General features: G+C 66.3%; 17 protein-coding genes and 1 pseudogene. 11 read left to right on the top strand and 7 right to left on the bottom strand.

Annotated features, from left to right (window positions below):
• Positions 1-4: 4 nt before the first annotated feature.
• Together ACTDI4_RS11000 and ACTDI4_RS11005 are read left to right on the top strand one after the other, a co-directional pair.
• Positions 5-451, top strand: coding sequence for a VOC family protein (locus ACTDI4_RS11000; protein ID WP_442841174.1), 447 nt, complete (start codon positions 5-7; stop codon positions 449-451).
• A 12-nt stretch (positions 452-463) separates the two neighbouring features.
• On the top strand, positions 464-1,177 hold the full coding sequence (locus tag ACTDI4_RS11005; RefSeq protein WP_442841175.1) for an alpha/beta fold hydrolase: 714 nt from the start codon (positions 464-466) through the stop codon (positions 1,175-1,177).
• Between the two features lie 9 nt (positions 1,178-1,186).
• Here ACTDI4_RS11005 and ACTDI4_RS11010 read toward each other — a convergent pair whose 3' ends face one another.
• Positions 1,187-1,840: a GntR family transcriptional regulator gene (locus tag ACTDI4_RS11010; RefSeq protein ID WP_442841176.1), complete on the bottom strand. Its 654-nt coding sequence runs from the start codon at positions 1,838-1,840 to the stop codon at positions 1,187-1,189.
• A gap of 133 nt (positions 1,841-1,973) precedes the next feature.
• The gene (locus tag ACTDI4_RS11015) at positions 1,974-3,152 is read right to left on the bottom strand and encodes an NAD(P)/FAD-dependent oxidoreductase (RefSeq protein ID WP_442841177.1); all 1,179 of its coding nucleotides are present in this window, start codon (positions 3,150-3,152) and stop codon (positions 1,974-1,976) included.
• A 203-nt stretch (positions 3,153-3,355) separates the two neighbouring features.
• On the opposite strand from ACTDI4_RS11015, the gene ACTDI4_RS11020 reads away from it, so the two are divergent.
• Genes ACTDI4_RS11020 through ACTDI4_RS11040 form a run of 5 tightly spaced genes read left to right on the top strand, consistent with a single transcriptional unit; the run spans position 3,356 to position 7,586 of the window.
• Complete coding sequence (locus ACTDI4_RS11020; RefSeq protein ID WP_442841178.1) at positions 3,356-4,558, top strand: pyridoxal phosphate-dependent aminotransferase; 1,203 nt, start codon at positions 3,356-3,358, stop codon at positions 4,556-4,558.
• Positions 4,559-4,564: 6 nt separating this feature from the next.
• On the top strand, positions 4,565-5,011 hold the full coding sequence (locus tag ACTDI4_RS11025) for an acetyl-CoA carboxylase biotin carboxyl carrier protein (protein WP_442841179.1): 447 nt from the start codon (positions 4,565-4,567) through the stop codon (positions 5,009-5,011).
• A gap of 4 nt (positions 5,012-5,015) precedes the next feature.
• Positions 5,016-6,389 (top strand): acetyl-CoA carboxylase biotin carboxylase subunit, encoded by a 1,374-nt coding sequence (gene accC, locus ACTDI4_RS11030; protein ID WP_442841180.1) that lies wholly within the window; start codon positions 5,016-5,018, stop codon positions 6,387-6,389.
• Complete coding sequence (locus tag ACTDI4_RS11035; protein WP_442841181.1) at positions 6,379-6,768, top strand: acetyl-CoA carboxylase biotin carboxyl carrier protein; 390 nt, start codon at positions 6,379-6,381, stop codon at positions 6,766-6,768. Before accC ends, ACTDI4_RS11035 begins: the two co-directional genes overlap by 11 nt.
• Positions 6,769-6,806: 38 nt before the next feature.
• Positions 6,807-7,586, top strand: coding sequence for a LamB/YcsF family protein (locus ACTDI4_RS11040; protein WP_442841182.1), 780 nt, complete (start codon positions 6,807-6,809; stop codon positions 7,584-7,586).
• A 15-nt stretch (positions 7,587-7,601) separates the two neighbouring features.
• On the opposite strand, the gene ACTDI4_RS11045 is transcribed toward ACTDI4_RS11040, so the two are convergent.
• The 5 genes and pseudogenes from ACTDI4_RS11045 to ACTDI4_RS11065 form a co-directional block, all read right to left on the bottom strand.
• The gene (locus tag ACTDI4_RS11045) at positions 7,602-8,648 is read right to left on the bottom strand and encodes a trans-3-hydroxy-L-proline dehydratase (protein WP_442841183.1); all 1,047 of its coding nucleotides are present in this window, start codon (positions 8,646-8,648) and stop codon (positions 7,602-7,604) included.
• Positions 8,649-8,691: 43 nt separating this feature from the next.
• A pseudogene (locus ACTDI4_RS11050) lies at positions 8,692-9,716 on the bottom strand (proline racemase family protein).
• Between the two features lie 48 nt (positions 9,717-9,764).
• A complete protein-coding gene (locus ACTDI4_RS11055) occupies positions 9,765-10,742 on the bottom strand; it encodes a biotin-dependent carboxyltransferase family protein (RefSeq protein ID WP_442841184.1) in 978 nt (325 codons plus the stop codon).
• The gene (pxpB, locus tag ACTDI4_RS11060; RefSeq protein ID WP_442841185.1) at positions 10,739-11,401 is read right to left on the bottom strand and encodes a 5-oxoprolinase subunit PxpB; all 663 of its coding nucleotides are present in this window, start codon (positions 11,399-11,401) and stop codon (positions 10,739-10,741) included. The genes ACTDI4_RS11055 and pxpB overlap by 4 nt, the downstream gene beginning before the upstream one ends.
• A 6-nt stretch (positions 11,402-11,407) precedes the next feature.
• Complete coding sequence (locus tag ACTDI4_RS11065; RefSeq protein ID WP_442841186.1) at positions 11,408-12,184, bottom strand: SDR family NAD(P)-dependent oxidoreductase; 777 nt, start codon at positions 12,182-12,184, stop codon at positions 11,408-11,410.
• Between the two features lie 240 nt (positions 12,185-12,424).
• On the opposite strand from ACTDI4_RS11065, the gene ACTDI4_RS11070 reads away from it, so the two are divergent.
• From ACTDI4_RS11070 to ACTDI4_RS11085, 4 genes are all read left to right on the top strand, one after another.
• The gene (locus ACTDI4_RS11070) at positions 12,425-13,042 is read left to right on the top strand and encodes an RraA family protein (RefSeq protein WP_442841187.1); all 618 of its coding nucleotides are present in this window, start codon (positions 12,425-12,427) and stop codon (positions 13,040-13,042) included.
• Between the two features lie 210 nt (positions 13,043-13,252).
• Complete coding sequence (locus tag ACTDI4_RS11075) at positions 13,253-14,362, top strand: branched-chain amino acid ABC transporter substrate-binding protein (RefSeq protein WP_442841188.1); 1,110 nt, start codon at positions 13,253-13,255, stop codon at positions 14,360-14,362.
• Between the two features lie 123 nt (positions 14,363-14,485).
• Positions 14,486-15,397, top strand: a complete 912-nt coding sequence (locus ACTDI4_RS11080; RefSeq protein ID WP_442841189.1) for a branched-chain amino acid ABC transporter permease — start codon at positions 14,486-14,488, stop codon at positions 15,395-15,397.
• Positions 15,397-16,356 (top strand): branched-chain amino acid ABC transporter permease, encoded by a 960-nt coding sequence (locus ACTDI4_RS11085; protein ID WP_442841190.1) that lies wholly within the window; start codon positions 15,397-15,399, stop codon positions 16,354-16,356. The genes ACTDI4_RS11080 and ACTDI4_RS11085 overlap by 1 nt, the downstream gene beginning before the upstream one ends.

Consider the following 16,356-nt stretch of genomic DNA (forward strand, 5'->3'; position numbering starts at 1 on the left):
TGTGATGGGCAATTTCGACAAGCTGCATCATATCTGCGTCGTGGTCGCCGACATAGACAAGACGCAGGCCTGGTACGAATCCATCGGCATCGGTCCATGGCAGAGTTATCCGCCGATGACGCAATACACCGATATTTCCGTGCCGAATCGCGAGGCCTTCCTGAAGCTGAAATACCGCGTCTGCAATCTGCCCAATATCCAGATCCAGCTTTGCGAGCCCAGCCAGGACCCCAGCCCGCAGCGGGAGTTCCTCGACAGCAAGGGCGAGGGCGTGTTCCATATCGGCTTCGAGGTCCCGGACGCCGATGCGGCCGAAGATGCCGCGAAGGCTGCGGGGCTGCCGGTCCAGGCGCGGGGACGGCGCGACGACGGCACCGGCTTCGACTACTACGACACCGCCGGCCAAGGCGGCGTGGTGCTGCTCACCCGCGCCACGCCCCCGGCGAAATAGCTTTCCAGGCCGATGGCGCAGCCTCCCACCATATTGTTCCTGCCCGGACTACTGTGCGATGCGGCGCTCTGGGCGCATCAGGTCGAAGGAGTGCGCGACCTGGCCGGGACGGCGGTCGCAGACCTCACCCGAGACGACAGCATCGCCGCCATGGCGCGCCGCGCTGCCGCGATTGCCGACGGTCCATTCGTTGTCGTGGCGCTGTCGATGGGCGGCTATGTCGCCTTCGAATTGCTGCGGACGGTGCCGGAACGGATCGCAGGCGTGGCGCTGATCGATACCGCGGCCACGCCTGACACAGCCGAGCGGGCTGCCGAGCGCAGGGCGGGCATCGCCAGCCTTGCGGCAGGACGCTTTGCGGGGGTGACCTCGCGGTTGCTGCCGAAGCTCGTCCATCCCGAAAGGGTGGCCGGTCCCGTGGGCGATGAAGTGCGGGCGATGGCGCAAAGGGTGGGCGGCGAGGCCTATGTGCGCCAGCAGCAGGCCATCCTCGGCCGGCCTGATTCGCGCCCGATGCTGGCGGATGTGCGGGTTCCGGCCCTTGTCGCGGTGGGCGCGCAGGACGTGCTCACTCCGCCCGCCGAGGCGCGCCTCATCCACGAAGGCATCGTGGGCTCCCGCCTCCACGTCTTTGCCGGTTGCGGCCATCTCCCGCCGCTGGAGGTTCCGCAAGAAACCACGGCGCTGCTGCGCGAATGGCTGCTCGGCGGGGTCCTTTCGCCGTGAAAGGTCAGTTCAGTTGCCGCGCAGCTCCTGCAGCCGCTCGACCAGAAACCTGCCGCTGGTGATGATGTGCATTTCCAGCAGGCTGACGGCGCGTAGCGTGTCCTTGGCCTCGCACAATTCGATGAGCTGCCAGTGGTCGCGGTCCGACTGCGCTTGGATTTCGGTGAGCGACACCATCATGCGGGTGTAGCGTTCGAGCTGCTGATAGATGCGACCCACCAGCTCGATCGTCGTCTTGCGGCCGGACGGCGCATAGAGCGCCGCATGAAAATTCCAGTTCAGCACGTTGGAATATTCGCCGGCCCGGCCCTGTTCCTGGTGCCGCTTGGCATGCTCGCGGGTAAGCGCGAGGTCTTCCTCGCTCATCCGGGGAATGGCGAGCGCCAGCAGCCAGGTCTCGATGCGGGCCCGCAATTCGTAAAGTTCGAGAATCTCGTCCAGGGAGATGGAGGAGACGATGGCTCCCTTGTGGGAGACGAGGGTGACGAAGCCCTCCGAGTGAAGCTGGTGCAGCGCTTCGCGCACCGGAATGCGGCTGACGCCGAACTCCGTGGCCAGGTGCTCCTGACGCAACTGGCTGCCGGCTTCGTATTCGCCGGACAAAATCTTCTGCCTGATGGCATCGGTCACCTGGGCCGAGATGGTCTTCTTCTGTACGAGCATATATCAGCCTGGAAGCGATCGCCGCGCCAAGATTTGATGCGACGCCGCTTGGTTTGAAGAAGCAGACCCATAGCATCGCCGCCCGGGGATTGTCACTCCGCTGCGCGATGCGGGCGTGCCTGCCAAGATATTCTCAATAGACATGTTCTTTGATCGGCTGGTTGCCGGCGATGCGCTCGTAGCGGAAGGCCGACAGGTCGATGGACCGGTATTGGTCGTAGGCGATCAGGTCGCAGACGCCCGAGCCGGTCGCCGCCGCGTGCATCATGCCATGGCCGCTGAAGCCCGTGGCCAGGACGAAGTTCGAGATTTCCGGATGCCGCCCGATGATGCCGCTGTGGTCGAAGGTGTTGTACTCGTAGAGCCCCGCCCAGGCGCGCAGCATGCGAAGCCGCTCGAAGCCCGGCACGCGATGGGCGAGAGCGGGCCAGATCACCTCGTCGAACAGGTCGTAGTCCACCTCGAGGCCGAAGTCGTCGGGATCGTTCTCGCGCAGGGGCGGCACGCCGCACAGGAAGAGCTGGCCTTCCGGCCGCAGCCAGAACCCGCTCGTATCGAACACGAAGGGGCAGTTCTCGATCCTTTCCGGCGTCTCGAACACGAAAACGCAGCGCTTGCTCGGCACCACCGGCAGCTCTGCACCCACCATACGGGCGATCTGGGCGCTCCAGGGACCGGCGGCGTTGACGACCGTGCCGGCGGACAGCCGCTCGCCATTGTCGAGAACGACCTCCCCGACCTTGCCGGGTGAGGCCATGGCCAGGTCCGTCACCGTGGCCGCGCGATAGTCGACGCCCTGGGCGCGCGCCTTGCGACGGAATGCCTGGAGCAGGCCAGGGCCGTCGAACCAGCCCTCGTTTCGCAGGCCGAGCGAGCCGAGGGCGAGGTCTTCGGTGTTGAGCCACGGGAAGCGCCGCGCCAGTTCGGCCTGTTCCATCAACTCGACCTCGACGCCCATGTCGCGCTGGACGCGGTTCTTGGCGCGCTGCGCCTCGGCCCGCTCCGGCGTGGCCAGCACGAGATAGCCGGGCTCGTGCAGCCCGATGTCGGCCAGTTCGTCGCCGATGGCGAGCCGCGTGGGCACTTCGCGCAGGAAGTCGATGCTGAACTTCGACATGGCGATGTTGGGCGGCGTGCCGAATTGCTGGCGGATGGCGCTGGTCGACAGCGAGGAAGAAGAGGCGGTGTAATAGGGATCGCGCTCGATGACGGCGATACGGCCGCTGAAATCGGCATTGGTCGACAGAAAATAGGCAATCGAGCTTCCGACGACCCCTCCGCCGACGATCACGACATCATAGCTTGTGCCCATTCCCGATCGAATCCCTGCCTTCAACGCCATGAGGCGGTGTAATTGGATACTATTGGCGACGAATGGCGCCGCTTTCCCCTATGCATAGCCCGGTCCGAGGGTCAGAAAAAGGGGTTTGACGAAAAAATTGGAATACATTATCCAATTTGTGCCTGAAGCCCGTTTGCCCGGTCCGTCCGGAGCAGCCAAGCGAGGAATGTGCCGTGGGTCTCATCGCTCCCCGTCTCGATGTCATCAAGCCAAGCCCCAGCATGGCCATAACCGCCCAGGCCATGGAAATGCGCACGGCCGGCATCGACGTCATCTCGCTGAGTGCGGGTGAGCCGGATTTCCCGACGCCCCCGCACATTGTTGCGGCTGCCTACGAGGCCATGCGCAACGGCGAGACGCGTTACACGGCGGTGGACGGCACCGCTGCGCTGAAGAAGGCGGTGGCGGGCAAGTTCAGGCGCGAGAACGGCCTCGACTACGCACCCTCCGAAATCACCGTTGCCGGCGGCGCAAAACAGATCATCTACAACGCGCTTTTGGCCACGCTCGCGCCCGGCGACGAGGTGGTCGTTCCCGCGCCCTGCTGGGTTTCCTACACCGACATCGTGCGCCTGGGCGAAGGCACGCCGGTCATCGTTCCCTGTCCGGAAGCGGAAGGTTTCAAGCTGACGCCGCACGCCTTGCGCAGTGCCATCACCGAGCGCACCAAGTGGCTGATCCTGAACACGCCCTCCAACCCCACGGGCGCCGTCTACAGCCGCGAGGAGCTTGCCGGCCTGGCCGAGGTTCTGCTCGAGCATCCCCGCGTCCACGTGCTGACCGACGACATCTACGAACATATCCTGTTCGACGGGCGCACGTTCCACACCATTGCCGCCGTCGAGCCGCGCCTGAAGGAGCGCACGCTGACCGTCAACGGCGTTTCGAAAGCCTACGCCATGACCGGCTGGCGCATCGGCTATGCCGGCGGGCCGGAACCGTTGATCCGCGCCATGGCGACCGTGCAGAGCCAGAGCACGTCGAACCCGTCTTCCATATCGCAGGCCGCGACCATAGCCGCGCTTGAAGGCCCGCAGGATTTTCTTCGCCCGCGGGCACTCGAATTCCAGGCCCGGCGCGACCGTGCGCTGGAACTGCTGCGGGCGATCCCGGGCCTGACCTGCCGGACGCCGCAGGGCGCGTTCTATCTCTATCCCAACTGCTCGGCGCTGATCGGCCGCCGCCGTCCGGATGGCGTCACGATCCGCAGCGACGACGACTTTTCGCTTTACCTGCTCGACCGGGCGCGCGTGGCGGTGGTGCAAGGCTCCGCCTACGACCTGTCGCCGCATTTCCGAATTTCCATAGCCGCCTCGATGGACCAGATCGAAAAGGCGATCGGCCGCATCGCCGAGGCCGTCGAGGCGCTCGGGTAGCGGGCCATGGATCTGGATTTCGTCGAAAAGCTGATCGGGGCCGTCTCGCGCTCGCCCATCGCGGAGCTGGAAATCGAACGCGATGGAACCCGGGTGCGCATCTGCAGGCACGCGCCGGGTGCGGCAACTCAAGCCGGAGTGTCGCCGCCGTCGGCATCCGCCGCCACGGTTGCTCCCGCTTCCCCGGCTCCGGCAGGCCCGGCCTCGGGCCGCCACTCGATCCGTGCGCCGCTGACGGGCGTGTTCTACCGCGCCGCTTCAGAGGGCGCGCCGCCGCTGGTCTCGGTCGGCGACGTGGTGGAGGAAGGCCAGAAGATCGGGGTGCTCGAAGCCATGAAGACCTTCAACGTCGTGGAAGCCGACCGCGCCGGAAGGATCGTCGAGATCGCATTCGAGGACCGGGCCGCCATCCAATCCGGCGACGTGCTTTTCGTCCTGGATGAAAGGTTTTAGGGCGATGTTCGACACCGTCCTCATCGCCAATCGCGGCGAAATCGCCCTGCGCATCCTGCGCGCCTGCCGCGAACTCGGCTTGCAGACGGTGGCCGCTCATTCGGAGCCGGACGCTGCCCTTCGCCATGTCGCGCTGGCCGACAAGGCGATCTGCATCGGCCCGGCGGCCTCTGCCCAAAGCTATCTCAACATTGCCGAGATCGTCTCTGCGGCGCAGCTGACCGGCGCGGGCGCCATCCATCCGGGCTACGGCTTCCTGGCAGAAAGCGCGGCTTTCGCCGAGGCCGTCGAGGATGCCGGCCTTGTCTTCATCGGACCGTCCGCCGAGGCGATCCGCACCATGGGCGACAAGGTTGCCGCCAAGCGGGCGATGATCGCCGCAGGCGTGCCCTGCGTGCCGGGCTCGGAGGGCGCGCTGCCGCTGGACGAACAGGCAGTGCGTGCCACCGCCGCGGCCGTCGGCTATCCGGTCATCGTCAAGGCGGCGGGCGGCGGCGGCGGGCGCGGCATGCGCGTCGTGCGCGAGGAGCGCGAACTTGCCGAGGCCGTGTCGCTGGCGCGGGAGGAGGCGGGCCGGGCCTTCGGCAACCCGCAGGTCTATCTGGAAAAATTCCTCGAACATCCGCGCCATATCGAGATCCAGGTTTTGGCCGATCGGCACGGCGCCGCCGTCTGGCTCGGCGAGCGCGATTGTTCCATGCAGCGCCGCCACCAGAAGATCATCGAGGAAGCGCCCGCGCCCGGCATTGCCCGCGAGGCGATCGCCGGGATCGGTGCCCTGTGCGCGAACGCCTGCCGGTCGATCGGCTATACCGGCGCGGGCACGTTCGAGTTTCTCTATGAGGACGGGGAATTCTACTTCATCGAGATGAACACCCGCGTGCAGGTGGAGCATCCCGTCACCGAACTCGTCACCGGCATCGACATCGTGCGCGAGCAGATCCGGATCGCCCAGGGCGAAAAACTGTCGTTCGGGCAGGACGACATCCGCATCCGCGGCCATGCCGTCGAGTGCCGCATCAACGCCGAGGACCCGTTCAGCTTCCGGCCGCATCCGGGCCGGGTCGAGCGCTGGACGCCGCCGGGCGGGCCGGGAATCCGCGTCGAATCGCATCTCTATTCCGGCTACACGGTGCCGCCGCACTACGATTCGCTGGTGGCCAAGCTCCTGTCGCATGGCGCGACGCGGGCCGAGGCGATCCGGCGCATGGGCGGCGCGCTCGCCGAAATGGAAGCCGTCGGCATCGCCACCAACGCCCCGCTCCATCGCGTGCTGATGGAGGAGCCCGGCTTCGCGGCCGGTGGCTTCGACATCCATCATCTCGAACGCCTGATCGAAGGCGGTCTGCTCGACAGGCGAGGCAGCAATGACGCTTGAGGAGATCGAAAGGCTGGCCGCTTCGTGCGCGGCCGCCGGCATCGGCGAGATCGAACTGGCGCAGGCCGGTTTTTCGCTGCGGCTGCGCATGGGGCCGGTCGCGGGCGAAACACCCGTGGTCGAGGCGCCGAAGGTCGAAGCGGTCTTCAAGGGCGTGCGCGCGCCGGGCGTCGGCGTGTTCCGCCTCGATCATCCGACGACCGGCCGCCCGGTCGCCGAGCCTGGCCGGAATGTCCGCAAGGGCCAGACCGTCGGCGTGCTGCAGGTCGGGCCATGCCTGAAGGCTGTCGTCGCGCCGGCCGATGGCGTTCTGGGCGCGGCGCTGGCCGAGGACGGTGCGGTCGTCGGCTACGGCACGCCGCTTTACGCCTTGCTGTGAAGACCACAACCGATCCTTCAAAATCTTGGGAAAACGCCATGACGGATAGCGCATTGCACGTCGATATCAATTCGGACATGGGCGAGGGCTTCGGCGCCTACCGGCTCGGCGACGATGCAGCGATCCTCGACATCGTCAGCTCCGCCAATGTCGCCTGCGGTTTCCATGCCGGCGACCCCGAGATCATGGCCGCCACCTTTGCCATGGCGCGCGAGAAGGGCGTTGCCGTCGGTGCGCATCCGAGCTTCGCGGACCTGTGGGGGTTCGGGCGCCGGACAATCCCGCATTCGGCCGGCGAGATCGAACGGCTGGTGGCCTACCAGATCGGCGCGGCGCAGGCGCTTTCCACCTATGCCGGGCACCCGATCCGCTATGTGAAGGCGCATGGCGCGCTGGGCAACCTGACCCAGACGGACCGGACCGTCGCCGAAGCGGTGACGCGCGCCGTCAAGGCGGTCGATCCCCGCCTCATATGCCTCGTCATCGCGCTGGGCTTCCAGGACAGGAGCGCGCGCGACGCGGGCCTCAGGGTCAAGTCCGAGATCTTCGCCGACCGCGCCTATACCGAAGAAGGGCTCCTGGTCTCGCGCAAGCTGGAAGGGGCCGTCATCCATGATGCCGAGCAGGCGGCCGAACGCGTCGTGCGCATGGTGAGGCAGGGCGCCATCGAGACGGTTTCCGGCAAGGCGCTGAAGACGCCGATCGATTCCATCTGCGTCCACAGCGACACGCCGGCTGCCGTGGCGATCGCCGCGCGCGTGCGCGCCCGGCTGGAAGAGAGCGGCGTGACGGTCAAGGCGTTCGTCGACGCGGATTGACCGCCGGCGGCGGCCTCAGGCGCCGGTCGCGCCGGGCGTCAGCATGGGCCACGTATCCGAAAGCCGGTAGCCGCCCGGGAACGGGTCTGCCGGGTCCAGCATGTGGTGCTGCGTCCCGGTGATCCAAGCCCGGCCCGCTATGGTCGGCACGATCCCGGCACGCTCGCCCACGCTGCATTCCGCCTCGATGGCGCAGTCGAATTCCGTTCCGATGATCGAGCGGCCGATGAAGCGGTCGCCGGCCTTCATCTGGCCTCTGGCATGAAGAAGGGCCATCCGGGCCGAACAGCCGGTGCCGGTGGGCGAGCGGTCCAGCTTGCCGGGATTGACCACCACGGTGTTTTTCCCGGTCAGGATGCCGTTCTCGACCTCGACAGGGTTCGTGAACTGGCAAAAGGAGATGTGATCCCACGCGTTCGTCGGATGCTTGAAGCCGATCTGCTCATTGGCCGCGGCGGTGATCTTCATCGCCGTTTCGGCGATGTGGCGCGCCTCGTGCGGTTCGAGGGCGAAGCCCAGCGACCTGGCGTCTACGACCACGAAGCTGTCGCCGCCGAAGGCGGTGTCCACCGTCAGCGTGCCGAGCCCCGCCACCTCCAGCTTTACGTCCAGCCTGTCGGCGAAGGACGGGATATTGCGGACGCGGATCTTCTCGGCCTTGCCGTTCCTGCACTCGGCCGTGACCTCGATCAGCCCGCCGGGCGCTTCGAGGACGAAGCGCGTCTCGGGTTCCTGCATCGCAATGATGCCGGTGTCGAGCAGGACGGTGGCCACGCAGATCGAGTTCGAGCCGGACATGGGCGGCGTGTCGGCGGGCTCCATGATGATCCAGCCCATGTCGGCCTTCGGGTCGACCGGGGGAACCAGCAGGTTCACGTGGCGGAAGATGCCGCCACGCGGTTCGTTCAGCACGAAGTTCCGCAGCACCTGGTCCGTCGCGATGAAGCGCGACTGTTCCCAGATCGTCTTTCCGGGCGGCGGCGCCACTCCGCCGACGATCACGTCGCCGACTTCCCCTTCGGCGTGGCAGCCGACGATGTGAACGGACTTGGTGCTTCGCATTTGCTTGTCCTTCGTAAGCGGCCGGCCGCGGGCGGGGCCTTCCTCAGAACCAGACGTCGGCCAGCCTGTGGCCGCGCGGGTAGGGGTCGGTCGGGTCGAGGCCGTACTGGCCGATACTAGTGATCCACGCCTGTCCCGCAATGGTGGCCACCACCGCATCCAGATCGCCGACGCGCGTGTTGGCGATCACGCGGGAGTCGAAATGGGTGCCGACGATGGACTTGTTGCGGAACAACTCGCCCCTGGCGATCTGTCCCTTTGCCGACATCACCGCAAGCCGCCCCGTGGTGCCGGTGCCGGTGGGGGAGCGGTCGAGCCTGCCATGCAGGCACACCGTCCCGTTGGTGCTTTCGAGGCGGCCGCCGATGCGCTCGACGGGGCCTTCGAAGATGACGTTGGAGACGTCGCGGATCTTCGGGTTCTCCGGATGAACCACCACGAGTTGCTCGTTGACCGCCTTCTTGATGCGCTGGCCCATCAGCGACATCTGGTGGGCCTCGTCGGGCGTGACGGCAAAGCCGAGCGCGCGGGCGTCGACATGGGCGAAGGTCATGCCGCCATAGGAGGTGTCGACGGTGACGGTGCCCAGCCCCTCGACCTCGACCGGCGTGTCGAGATGCAGGGCAAAGCCCGGCACGTTGGTGAACTCGACCTGCTTCACCTTGCCGTTTTCGCAGGTGCAGCGCACCTCGATCATGCCGGCGGTGCCTCCATGCGCAGCCGCGTCTCCGGTTCCCGCATCGGCACCATGCCGGTCTCCAGTGCCACGGTCGCCACGCAGATGGTGTTCGAGCCCGACATCGGCGGATATTCGGTGCTTTCCAGGATCACATAGCCGAGGTCGGCCGAGCGGTCGCAGGGCGGCAGGATGATGTTGGCGTTGACGTAAGGCGCGCCGCGCGGCTCGAACAGCACCAGCCCGCGTATGTCGTCCATATGCTGCTCGAGATATTCCTTCTTCTCGAACATGGTGTTGCCGGGAACGTCCATGACGCCGCCGGTAATCACATTGCCCACTTCACCTTCGGCATGGCAGCCGACGACCGTGAATGTCCTGGTCCAGTGCATTGATTTTCCTCCCGGATGATCGGTTCGTAAAGCGGTCGGCGGTTCCGGCTAGCCGGCGCCCTGGGCAAGGGCGCGGGCGTGCGCCGCCATGAAGCGCCTGCTCCATTCCTGCTGGGCGCGGAGCGCCGCCGTCGCCTCTTGTGTCGATGTCGGCGAAAAACGCAGGCGCGCGCCGACCGGCGCCTGTGCCAGCCGCCACAGGTCGGCCTCGATCACCGTGGCGATCTTGGGATAGCCGCCGCAGGTGTTGGCGTCGGCAAGCTGGATGATGGGCTGGCCGGACGGCGGCACCTGGACGGTGCCGGGCACGATGCCGTGCGACAGGAGTTCCAGCGGCGAGAGCAGCGACAGCGTTGCCCCGGACAGGCGGTAACCCATGCGGTTGGCATCGTTGGTGACGGTCCAGTCGCTTTCGGCAAAGGCCGCGCGGGCTTGCGGCGTGAAGGCGTCGAACTCGGCGGCGGGCAGAACCCTCAGTGCGATGGCGGCGGTCGCGCCGTCGGCCGCGTTCCGCCGTTCCTCCACCGCGGTGCCGAAGCCGCTGGCGGGCAGGGGGCAACGTGCGGGATTGAGCGCCAGCCGGTCGCCGCGCGACAGGCCGCGCCCGGCAAGGCCGCCGAAAGCGCCTTTCACGTCGGTTGCGCGCGCGCCCACGACCAGCGGCAGGTCGAGCCCTCCGGCGAAGGCGACGTAGGAGCGGGCGCCGACGCGGGGTCTTTCGATGGTCAGGGTCTCGCCGGCGCGGATCGGCATCGCCCACCAGGGCGGGCAGGGCCTGTCGCCGATGGTGACCTCGCAATCCGCACCGGTGACGGCGACCGCCGTATCGACATGGGCGCGCAGCCGGAACGGATGAAGCGCGACCTCGATGCCTGCGGCGGCCGCATCATTGCCCAGCATGAGATTGGCGATGGCCAGCGCCTGCTTGTCCATGGCGCCGCCATGGCTGATTCCCAGCGCCAGCCGGCCGGGCCGCCCAAGGTCCTGCACGGTGTTCGGCAGGCCGGTGGTCAGGATCTCCATCATGTGACGATATCCGCTACGGTGAACCGGATCGTGTCTCCGGGCATGAGCAGCACGGGCGATTCGGCGTTGGCGTCGAAGAGCTTGGCGTCCGTGTGGCCGATGATGTGCCAGCCGGAGGGCGCGGTCATGGGCATGATGCCGGCCTGCGCGCCGCCGATGATGACGGCGCCTTCGGCCACCTTGAAGCGCGGCGTGCTGCGCCGGGCCCAGGCAAGCTTCGGGTCCAGGCCGGACAGATAGGGGAACCCCGGCATGGCGCCGACGGCGGCGACCGTATAGGTGGCCGCCGCATGGCGCCGGACGGCTTCCTCGACAGGCATGCCGCAATGGGCAGCCCAGCCGGGGAGGTCCTCGCCGCGCGCGCCGCCGTAGAAGACGGAAATCGCATGCTGCCTGCCGGCAACCTGCGTGACGTTCGCCTCGACCCACAGCGAGCCCAGCCGCGCGCCGATGTCGGTCGCATCGGTGGCGAGGGGGTCGAACAGCACGAGCAGGTTGTTCATGCCGGGAACCGTCTCGCGCACGCCTGCGAGCGCAAGGGCTGCGTTCGCGACCGCCCAGACACGTTGCTGGACGGCGTCGCTGAACGCGCCCTGCGCGCCGTCGAGCAGCAATGCGCCCGATCCCGCAAGGCTGATGCGCGGCGCATCGACGGCCATGGCCGGTTACTCCTCGACCGGGACCGTGTAGTTCAGGATGAGGCGCCCGCCGTCCGGGTAGATCGTCTGGCCGACGATGTAGGAGGAATCGTCGCTGGCCAGGAAGGAGGCCACGCTGGCGATCTCCGAAGGCTCGCCGCAGCGGCCGCTGGGCGTGCGCGACAGGATGGTCTGGCGCTGCGTGTCGTTGGCCATGACGGAGCTTTTCACCATGTCGGTGAGGATGGTGCCGGGGCCGATGGCGTTGACGCGGATGTTGTGCGGGATGAGCCCCACCGCCATCACGGCCGTCAACTGCTTGATGCCGCCCTTGGAGACCGCATAGGCCACGGAATTCGGAATGGCCAGGATGGCGTTGATCGACGACATGTTGACGATCGACCCGCCGTGCCCCTGTGCGATCATGGTGCGCGCCGCCGCCTGTCCGAGAAGGAACGGCGCCTTCAGGTTGACGCGCTGCACGCGGTCGAAGGCGTCTTCCGGAAAGTCGACGAAATCGTCCAGGTGGATGATGCCGGCATTGTTGATGAGGACGTCCACGCCGCCGAAGCTGCTTTTGGCCTTGCCGACGACGTCAGCCGCCATGTCCCGGGTGATCTCCGACAGGTCCGCCGCCATCCAGTCGGCGCGCTTGCCCAGGCGCTCGACATGCTCGCGGATGCGGTCCTCCTTCACGTCCACCAGCAAGACCTTCGCGCCTTCGGCGTGAAAGCGTTCGACGCAGGCGAGCCCGAGCCCCTGCGCTGCCCCGGTGACGATAACGACTTTCCCTTCGTGCTTCACGTCGGAGGTCCTTCCTGTTTTTCAGTTTGTGTGGATATGTTATCCAAAATAGCGTGAGCTTTGACGATTGCGCAAGACGGTCCAGTACCTGTCCTCAACGAAATGGGCGTGACAAAGCTATTTTTTGGGGAGTTTCTCGAAGTATCCCCGGCGAAAAACGCCTCCGTCAAATTTTCCGCTTGTCAGATTGGATATTATATTCATAAATTGCGGGCAGCCGGAATGAAGGGGAGTGAGGGAATGGCCGACGCGGTGCAGGTGAGCGAACTGATCCAGGCCTTTCGCGCCTTCGGCACGCCCTTGATCAGCGACAATCTTGCGCGCGTGCCCGGTGCGGTCGGGCTGCGCCCGTTCCATCGCTTCAGCGGCGCCATGGCCGGCAGGGCGCTCACCGTCAGGACGCGCGAAGGCGACAACCAGTTCATCCACCGCGCGCTCGACCTCGTGCGCCCGGGCGACGTCATCGTGGTCGATGGCGGCGGCTATGAAGGGCGCGCCCTGATCGGCGAGATCATGACCAGCGTGGCGGCTTCGCGCGGTGCGGCCGGTTTCGTCGTCGACGGCGCCGTTCGTGACTCCGGCGCGCTCGGCAAGGGCACGTTTCCATGTTTCGCACGCTCGGCCATTCATCTGGGCCCCTACAAGGACGGCCCGGGCGCCATCAACGTGCCGGTATGTGTCGGCGGCATGGTGGTCCATCCGGGTGACATCGTGGTCGGCGATGAGGACGGCGTCGTCGCGTTCCCGGTCGCCGGTGCGGCCGAGTTGCTTGCCGCGGTGAAGGCGCAGGAAGCGCGCGAGGCCGAGATCATGCTCAGCATTCGCGAGAACCGTTACCAGGGCGCCTATGCCAGGTGAGCCTCAAATGGCGCCCATGATCGGTGCCGTCGTGCGGGGCGCGTTGACCGATTGTATAAATTCTAATATGGAACGTATTAAATACGAGGATCTTGTATCAAGCTCGGAGGCGAGAAGAACCTCAACAGGGCCTATGGCCGTCCCGAGAGCAAGGCGAGAACCGCAGCCGGGTGTGATCGGCTGTGCAACAGGGGAAGAATGGAGATTTCGATGATTGCATCATTCAGGAAGCTTGCTTGCGCCACGGCTCTTGCCGGCCTTGGCTTGACGTCCGTGGCCGCGGCCGCCGACGTCAAGCTCGGCATCGTTGCGCCCATGACCGGCCAACTCGCAAGCGAAGGCCAGGACATGGAAAATGCGGTGAAGATGGCGATCGACGCCGTCAACGCCAAGGGCGGCATCAATGGCGACAAGGTCACGACCGTGACTGCCGACGATGCCTGCGACCCGCAGCAGGGCGTGACGGCTGCCAGCAAGCTGGTGTCGGAGGGCGTGACGGCGATCCTCGGCGGCTATTGTTCCGGTGCCGTTCTGCCCACGCTCAAGATCTATGGCGACGCCGATATTCCGTTCGTCATCATCAGCGCCAACTCGACCAAGCTGGTCGCCGCAAATCCGGGCAATGCCTTCCTCGTCAACTCGACGGGCGACATGCAGGCGACCACCGCCGTCGAATTGTTCAAGAAGAACGGCTACGCCAAGATCGCCATCATCGACGAGGGCGACGCCTATTCGTCCGATCTCGCCAAGCTGACCGCCGAAGCCTACGCCAAGGAGGGCGGCGAGGTCGTCGCCCGGGAAACCACGACGGCCGGAGAGCAGGACTATTCGGCGGTGGTGACCAAGATCAAGTCCAGCGGTGCCGATGCCGTGTTCTGGACAGCATACCACGCCGGCGGTGCCCTTTTGACCAAGCAGTTGCGCCAGGCCGGCTTCCAGGGCGGCATGGTGCTGGGCGACGGCAACAACTCCCCCGAATATCTGGAGATCGCGGGTTCGGCCGGCGAGGGCGTCTATCTCCTGTCGCCGCCCACCGTTGATCTGCTGTCGGGGGCAGCCGACTTCAAGGCCAACTACAAGGAGGCCTACGGCCGCGAGGCCGGTGCCTATGCGGCCCTGTCCAACGATGCGGGCAACCTCATCGTCGATGCGATCGGGCGGGCGAAGTCGGGAGACCACAAGGCGATCATCGAGGCGCTGGCGGCGAGCGACTACAGCGGCCTGGCCGGCGAGATCAAGTTCACCGACAAGCACACGCTCCAGACGTCCAACTTCCGCCCGGTGGTGGCCAAGGGCGGCAAGTGGGTCGCCGCCGAATAGCAGCTCCGGTTCCCGTGAGGGGCGGGCGGTCGCCTTGCCCCTCACGGCTTCCGTGTCCGGCTGTGCCGACAGGGTGCTGCCGGCGCGCAGCGTCAATTCAACCTCGTTGCCTGGGAAACCCTCATGACGTTTGATCTCGTCATCCAGCAACTCGTCAACGGTCTTATCGTGGGATCGTTCTACGCCCTGATCGCGCTCGGCTACAGCATGGTCTTCGGCGTCATCAAGCTGCTGAACTTCGCCCATGGCGACATCTACATGACGGGTGCCTTCGCCGGGCTTATCGTGCTGTCGGTGGTGGGCGTTTGGGTCGGCAACGGCTGGCTGGGCGTCATGTGCGCGGTGCTGGTGTCGATGCTGGCCGTCGGCCTGCTGGGCGTCATCATCGAACGCTTCGCCTATCGCCCCATGCGCAACGCCCCGCGCCTTTCCATCCTGATTACCGCGCTCGGCGCCTCGATGGTGCTGAACGGTTCGGCCCTGGCCCTGACGGGCGGGCGGCATTCGGCGTTCAACACCGACCTCGGCTATGCCGGCATCGACATTTCCGCCGTCCACATCACCTACACGCAAATGGTGCTGGTCGGCACCTCCCTGGTGCTGATGGCAGGCATGCAGACCTTCATCTCGCGCACCATGTACGGCAAGGCCATGCGCGCCGTCTCCATCGACATGGGGGCGAGCCGCCTCATGGGCATCGATGTCGACAAGGTGATCGCGCTGACATTCTTCATGGGCTCGGCGCTCGCCGCCGGCGGCGGCGTGATGGCCGGCGCCTATTATGGCAGCGTCCATTTCTTCATGGGTTTCATCATGGGTCTGAAGGCCTTCACCGCCGCCGTCATCGGCGGCATCGGCAGCGTGCCCGGGGCCATGCTCGGCGGCCTGCTGCTCGGCCTGCTGGAAGCGTTCGGGTCTTCGCTGCCCTTCGTCGGATCGGAGTGGCGCGACGTCTTCGTGTTCGGTGCTCTCATCCTGTTCCTGGTGTTCAAGCCGACCGGAATTCTCGGTCGCTCGGTGGTGGAGCGGGTCTGATGTCGGACGAAGCAAAAGCCGCACCCGCCGCCGCGCCGATGCAATCCATGGGCCGTTCCGTGGCCCTGCTGGGGGTTGTGGCCCTGGTGTGCGCGGTGGCCCTGCCGCAATTCGCCAACGCCTATGTGACCGAGGTGGCGACGACGGCGCTGCTCTACATCGTGCTGTGCCTCGGCCTCAACATCGTCGTCGGCTATGCCGGCCTGCTCGACCTCGGCTATGCGGCCTTCTTCGCGGTGGGCGCCTACACCACCGGCATCCTGACCGCGGAGTTCGGGTTCAATTTCTGGCTCACCATCCCCGTCGCCATGATCGCGGCCTGCATCGCCGGCGTCATCATCGGCACGCCGACGCTGAGGCTGCGCAGCGACTACCTTGCCATCGTGACGCTGGGCTTCGGCGAGATCGTGCGCATCATCGCCCGCAACCTCGAGATCACCGGCGGCGCCAGCGGCCTGGTCGGCATCGAGCGGCCCGCCATCTTCGGCTTCAAGCTGGTGCAGGTGCAGCACTTCTACTACGCCTTCCTGGTGCTGGCGCTGATCGCCGTCTTCGTTTGCCTGAGCGTGGAGCGCTCGCGCATCGGCCGGGCCTGCTTCTACGTCCGCTACGACGAGGACGCCGCCGCCGGCATCGGCATCAACCGGGTCTGGATCAAGCTGCAGGCCTATATGATGGGCGCGGTGATCGCCTCGCTGGCCGGCTGCCTCTACGCCGCCAAGATGACCGCCATCTCGCCGGAGAGCTTCACCTTCAGCCAGTCGCTCATCATCCTGCTCGGCGTGGTGCTGGGCGGCATGGGCCGCATACCCGGGGTCATACTGGGCGCCATCCTCGTCGCCCTGCTTCCGGAGGTGCTGCGCGGGGTGGGAACCTATCGCCCGCTGGTCACGGCCGTGGCGCTGCTGGCGATCATGCTGTTCAGGCCGAACGGCCTGTGGCCTGACAAGCGAGTCTGA

The sequence above is a fragment of the Mesorhizobium sp. PUT5 genome (assembly GCF_052216645.1).
Classification (GTDB): Bacteria; Pseudomonadota; Alphaproteobacteria; order Rhizobiales; family Rhizobiaceae; genus Mesorhizobium.

Coding starts and splice junctions, on each gene's coding strand:
- ACTDI4_RS11045 (WP_442841183.1), bottom strand. CDS start 8,648: ATGCGAAGCACCAAGTCCGTTCACATCGTCGGCTGCCACGCCGAAGGG.
- pxpB (WP_442841185.1), bottom strand. CDS start 11,401: ATGGCCGTCGATGCGCCGCGCATCAGCCTTGCGGGATCGGGCGCATTG.
- ACTDI4_RS11000 (WP_442841174.1), top strand. CDS start 5: ATGGGCAATTTCGACAAGCTGCATCATATCTGCGTCGTGGTCGCCGAC.
- ACTDI4_RS11015 (WP_442841177.1), bottom strand. CDS start 3,152: ATGGGCACAAGCTATGATGTCGTGATCGTCGGCGGAGGGGTCGTCGGA.
- ACTDI4_RS11085 (WP_442841190.1), top strand. CDS start 15,397: ATGTCGGACGAAGCAAAAGCCGCACCCGCCGCCGCGCCGATGCAATCC.
- ACTDI4_RS11010 (WP_442841176.1), bottom strand. CDS start 1,840: ATGCTCGTACAGAAGAAGACCATCTCGGCCCAGGTGACCGATGCCATC.
- ACTDI4_RS11040 (WP_442841182.1), top strand. CDS start 6,807: ATGACGGATAGCGCATTGCACGTCGATATCAATTCGGACATGGGCGAG.
- ACTDI4_RS11035 (WP_442841181.1), top strand. CDS start 6,379: ATGACGCTTGAGGAGATCGAAAGGCTGGCCGCTTCGTGCGCGGCCGCC.
- ACTDI4_RS11005 (WP_442841175.1), top strand. CDS start 464: ATGGCGCAGCCTCCCACCATATTGTTCCTGCCCGGACTACTGTGCGAT.
- accC (WP_442841180.1), top strand. CDS start 5,016: ATGTTCGACACCGTCCTCATCGCCAATCGCGGCGAAATCGCCCTGCGC.
- ACTDI4_RS11075 (WP_442841188.1), top strand. CDS start 13,253: ATGATTGCATCATTCAGGAAGCTTGCTTGCGCCACGGCTCTTGCCGGC.
- ACTDI4_RS11080 (WP_442841189.1), top strand. CDS start 14,486: ATGACGTTTGATCTCGTCATCCAGCAACTCGTCAACGGTCTTATCGTG.
- ACTDI4_RS11070 (WP_442841187.1), top strand. CDS start 12,425: ATGGCCGACGCGGTGCAGGTGAGCGAACTGATCCAGGCCTTTCGCGCC.
- ACTDI4_RS11025 (WP_442841179.1), top strand. CDS start 4,565: ATGGATCTGGATTTCGTCGAAAAGCTGATCGGGGCCGTCTCGCGCTCG.
- ACTDI4_RS11055 (WP_442841184.1), bottom strand. CDS start 10,742: ATGATGGAGATCCTGACCACCGGCCTGCCGAACACCGTGCAGGACCTT.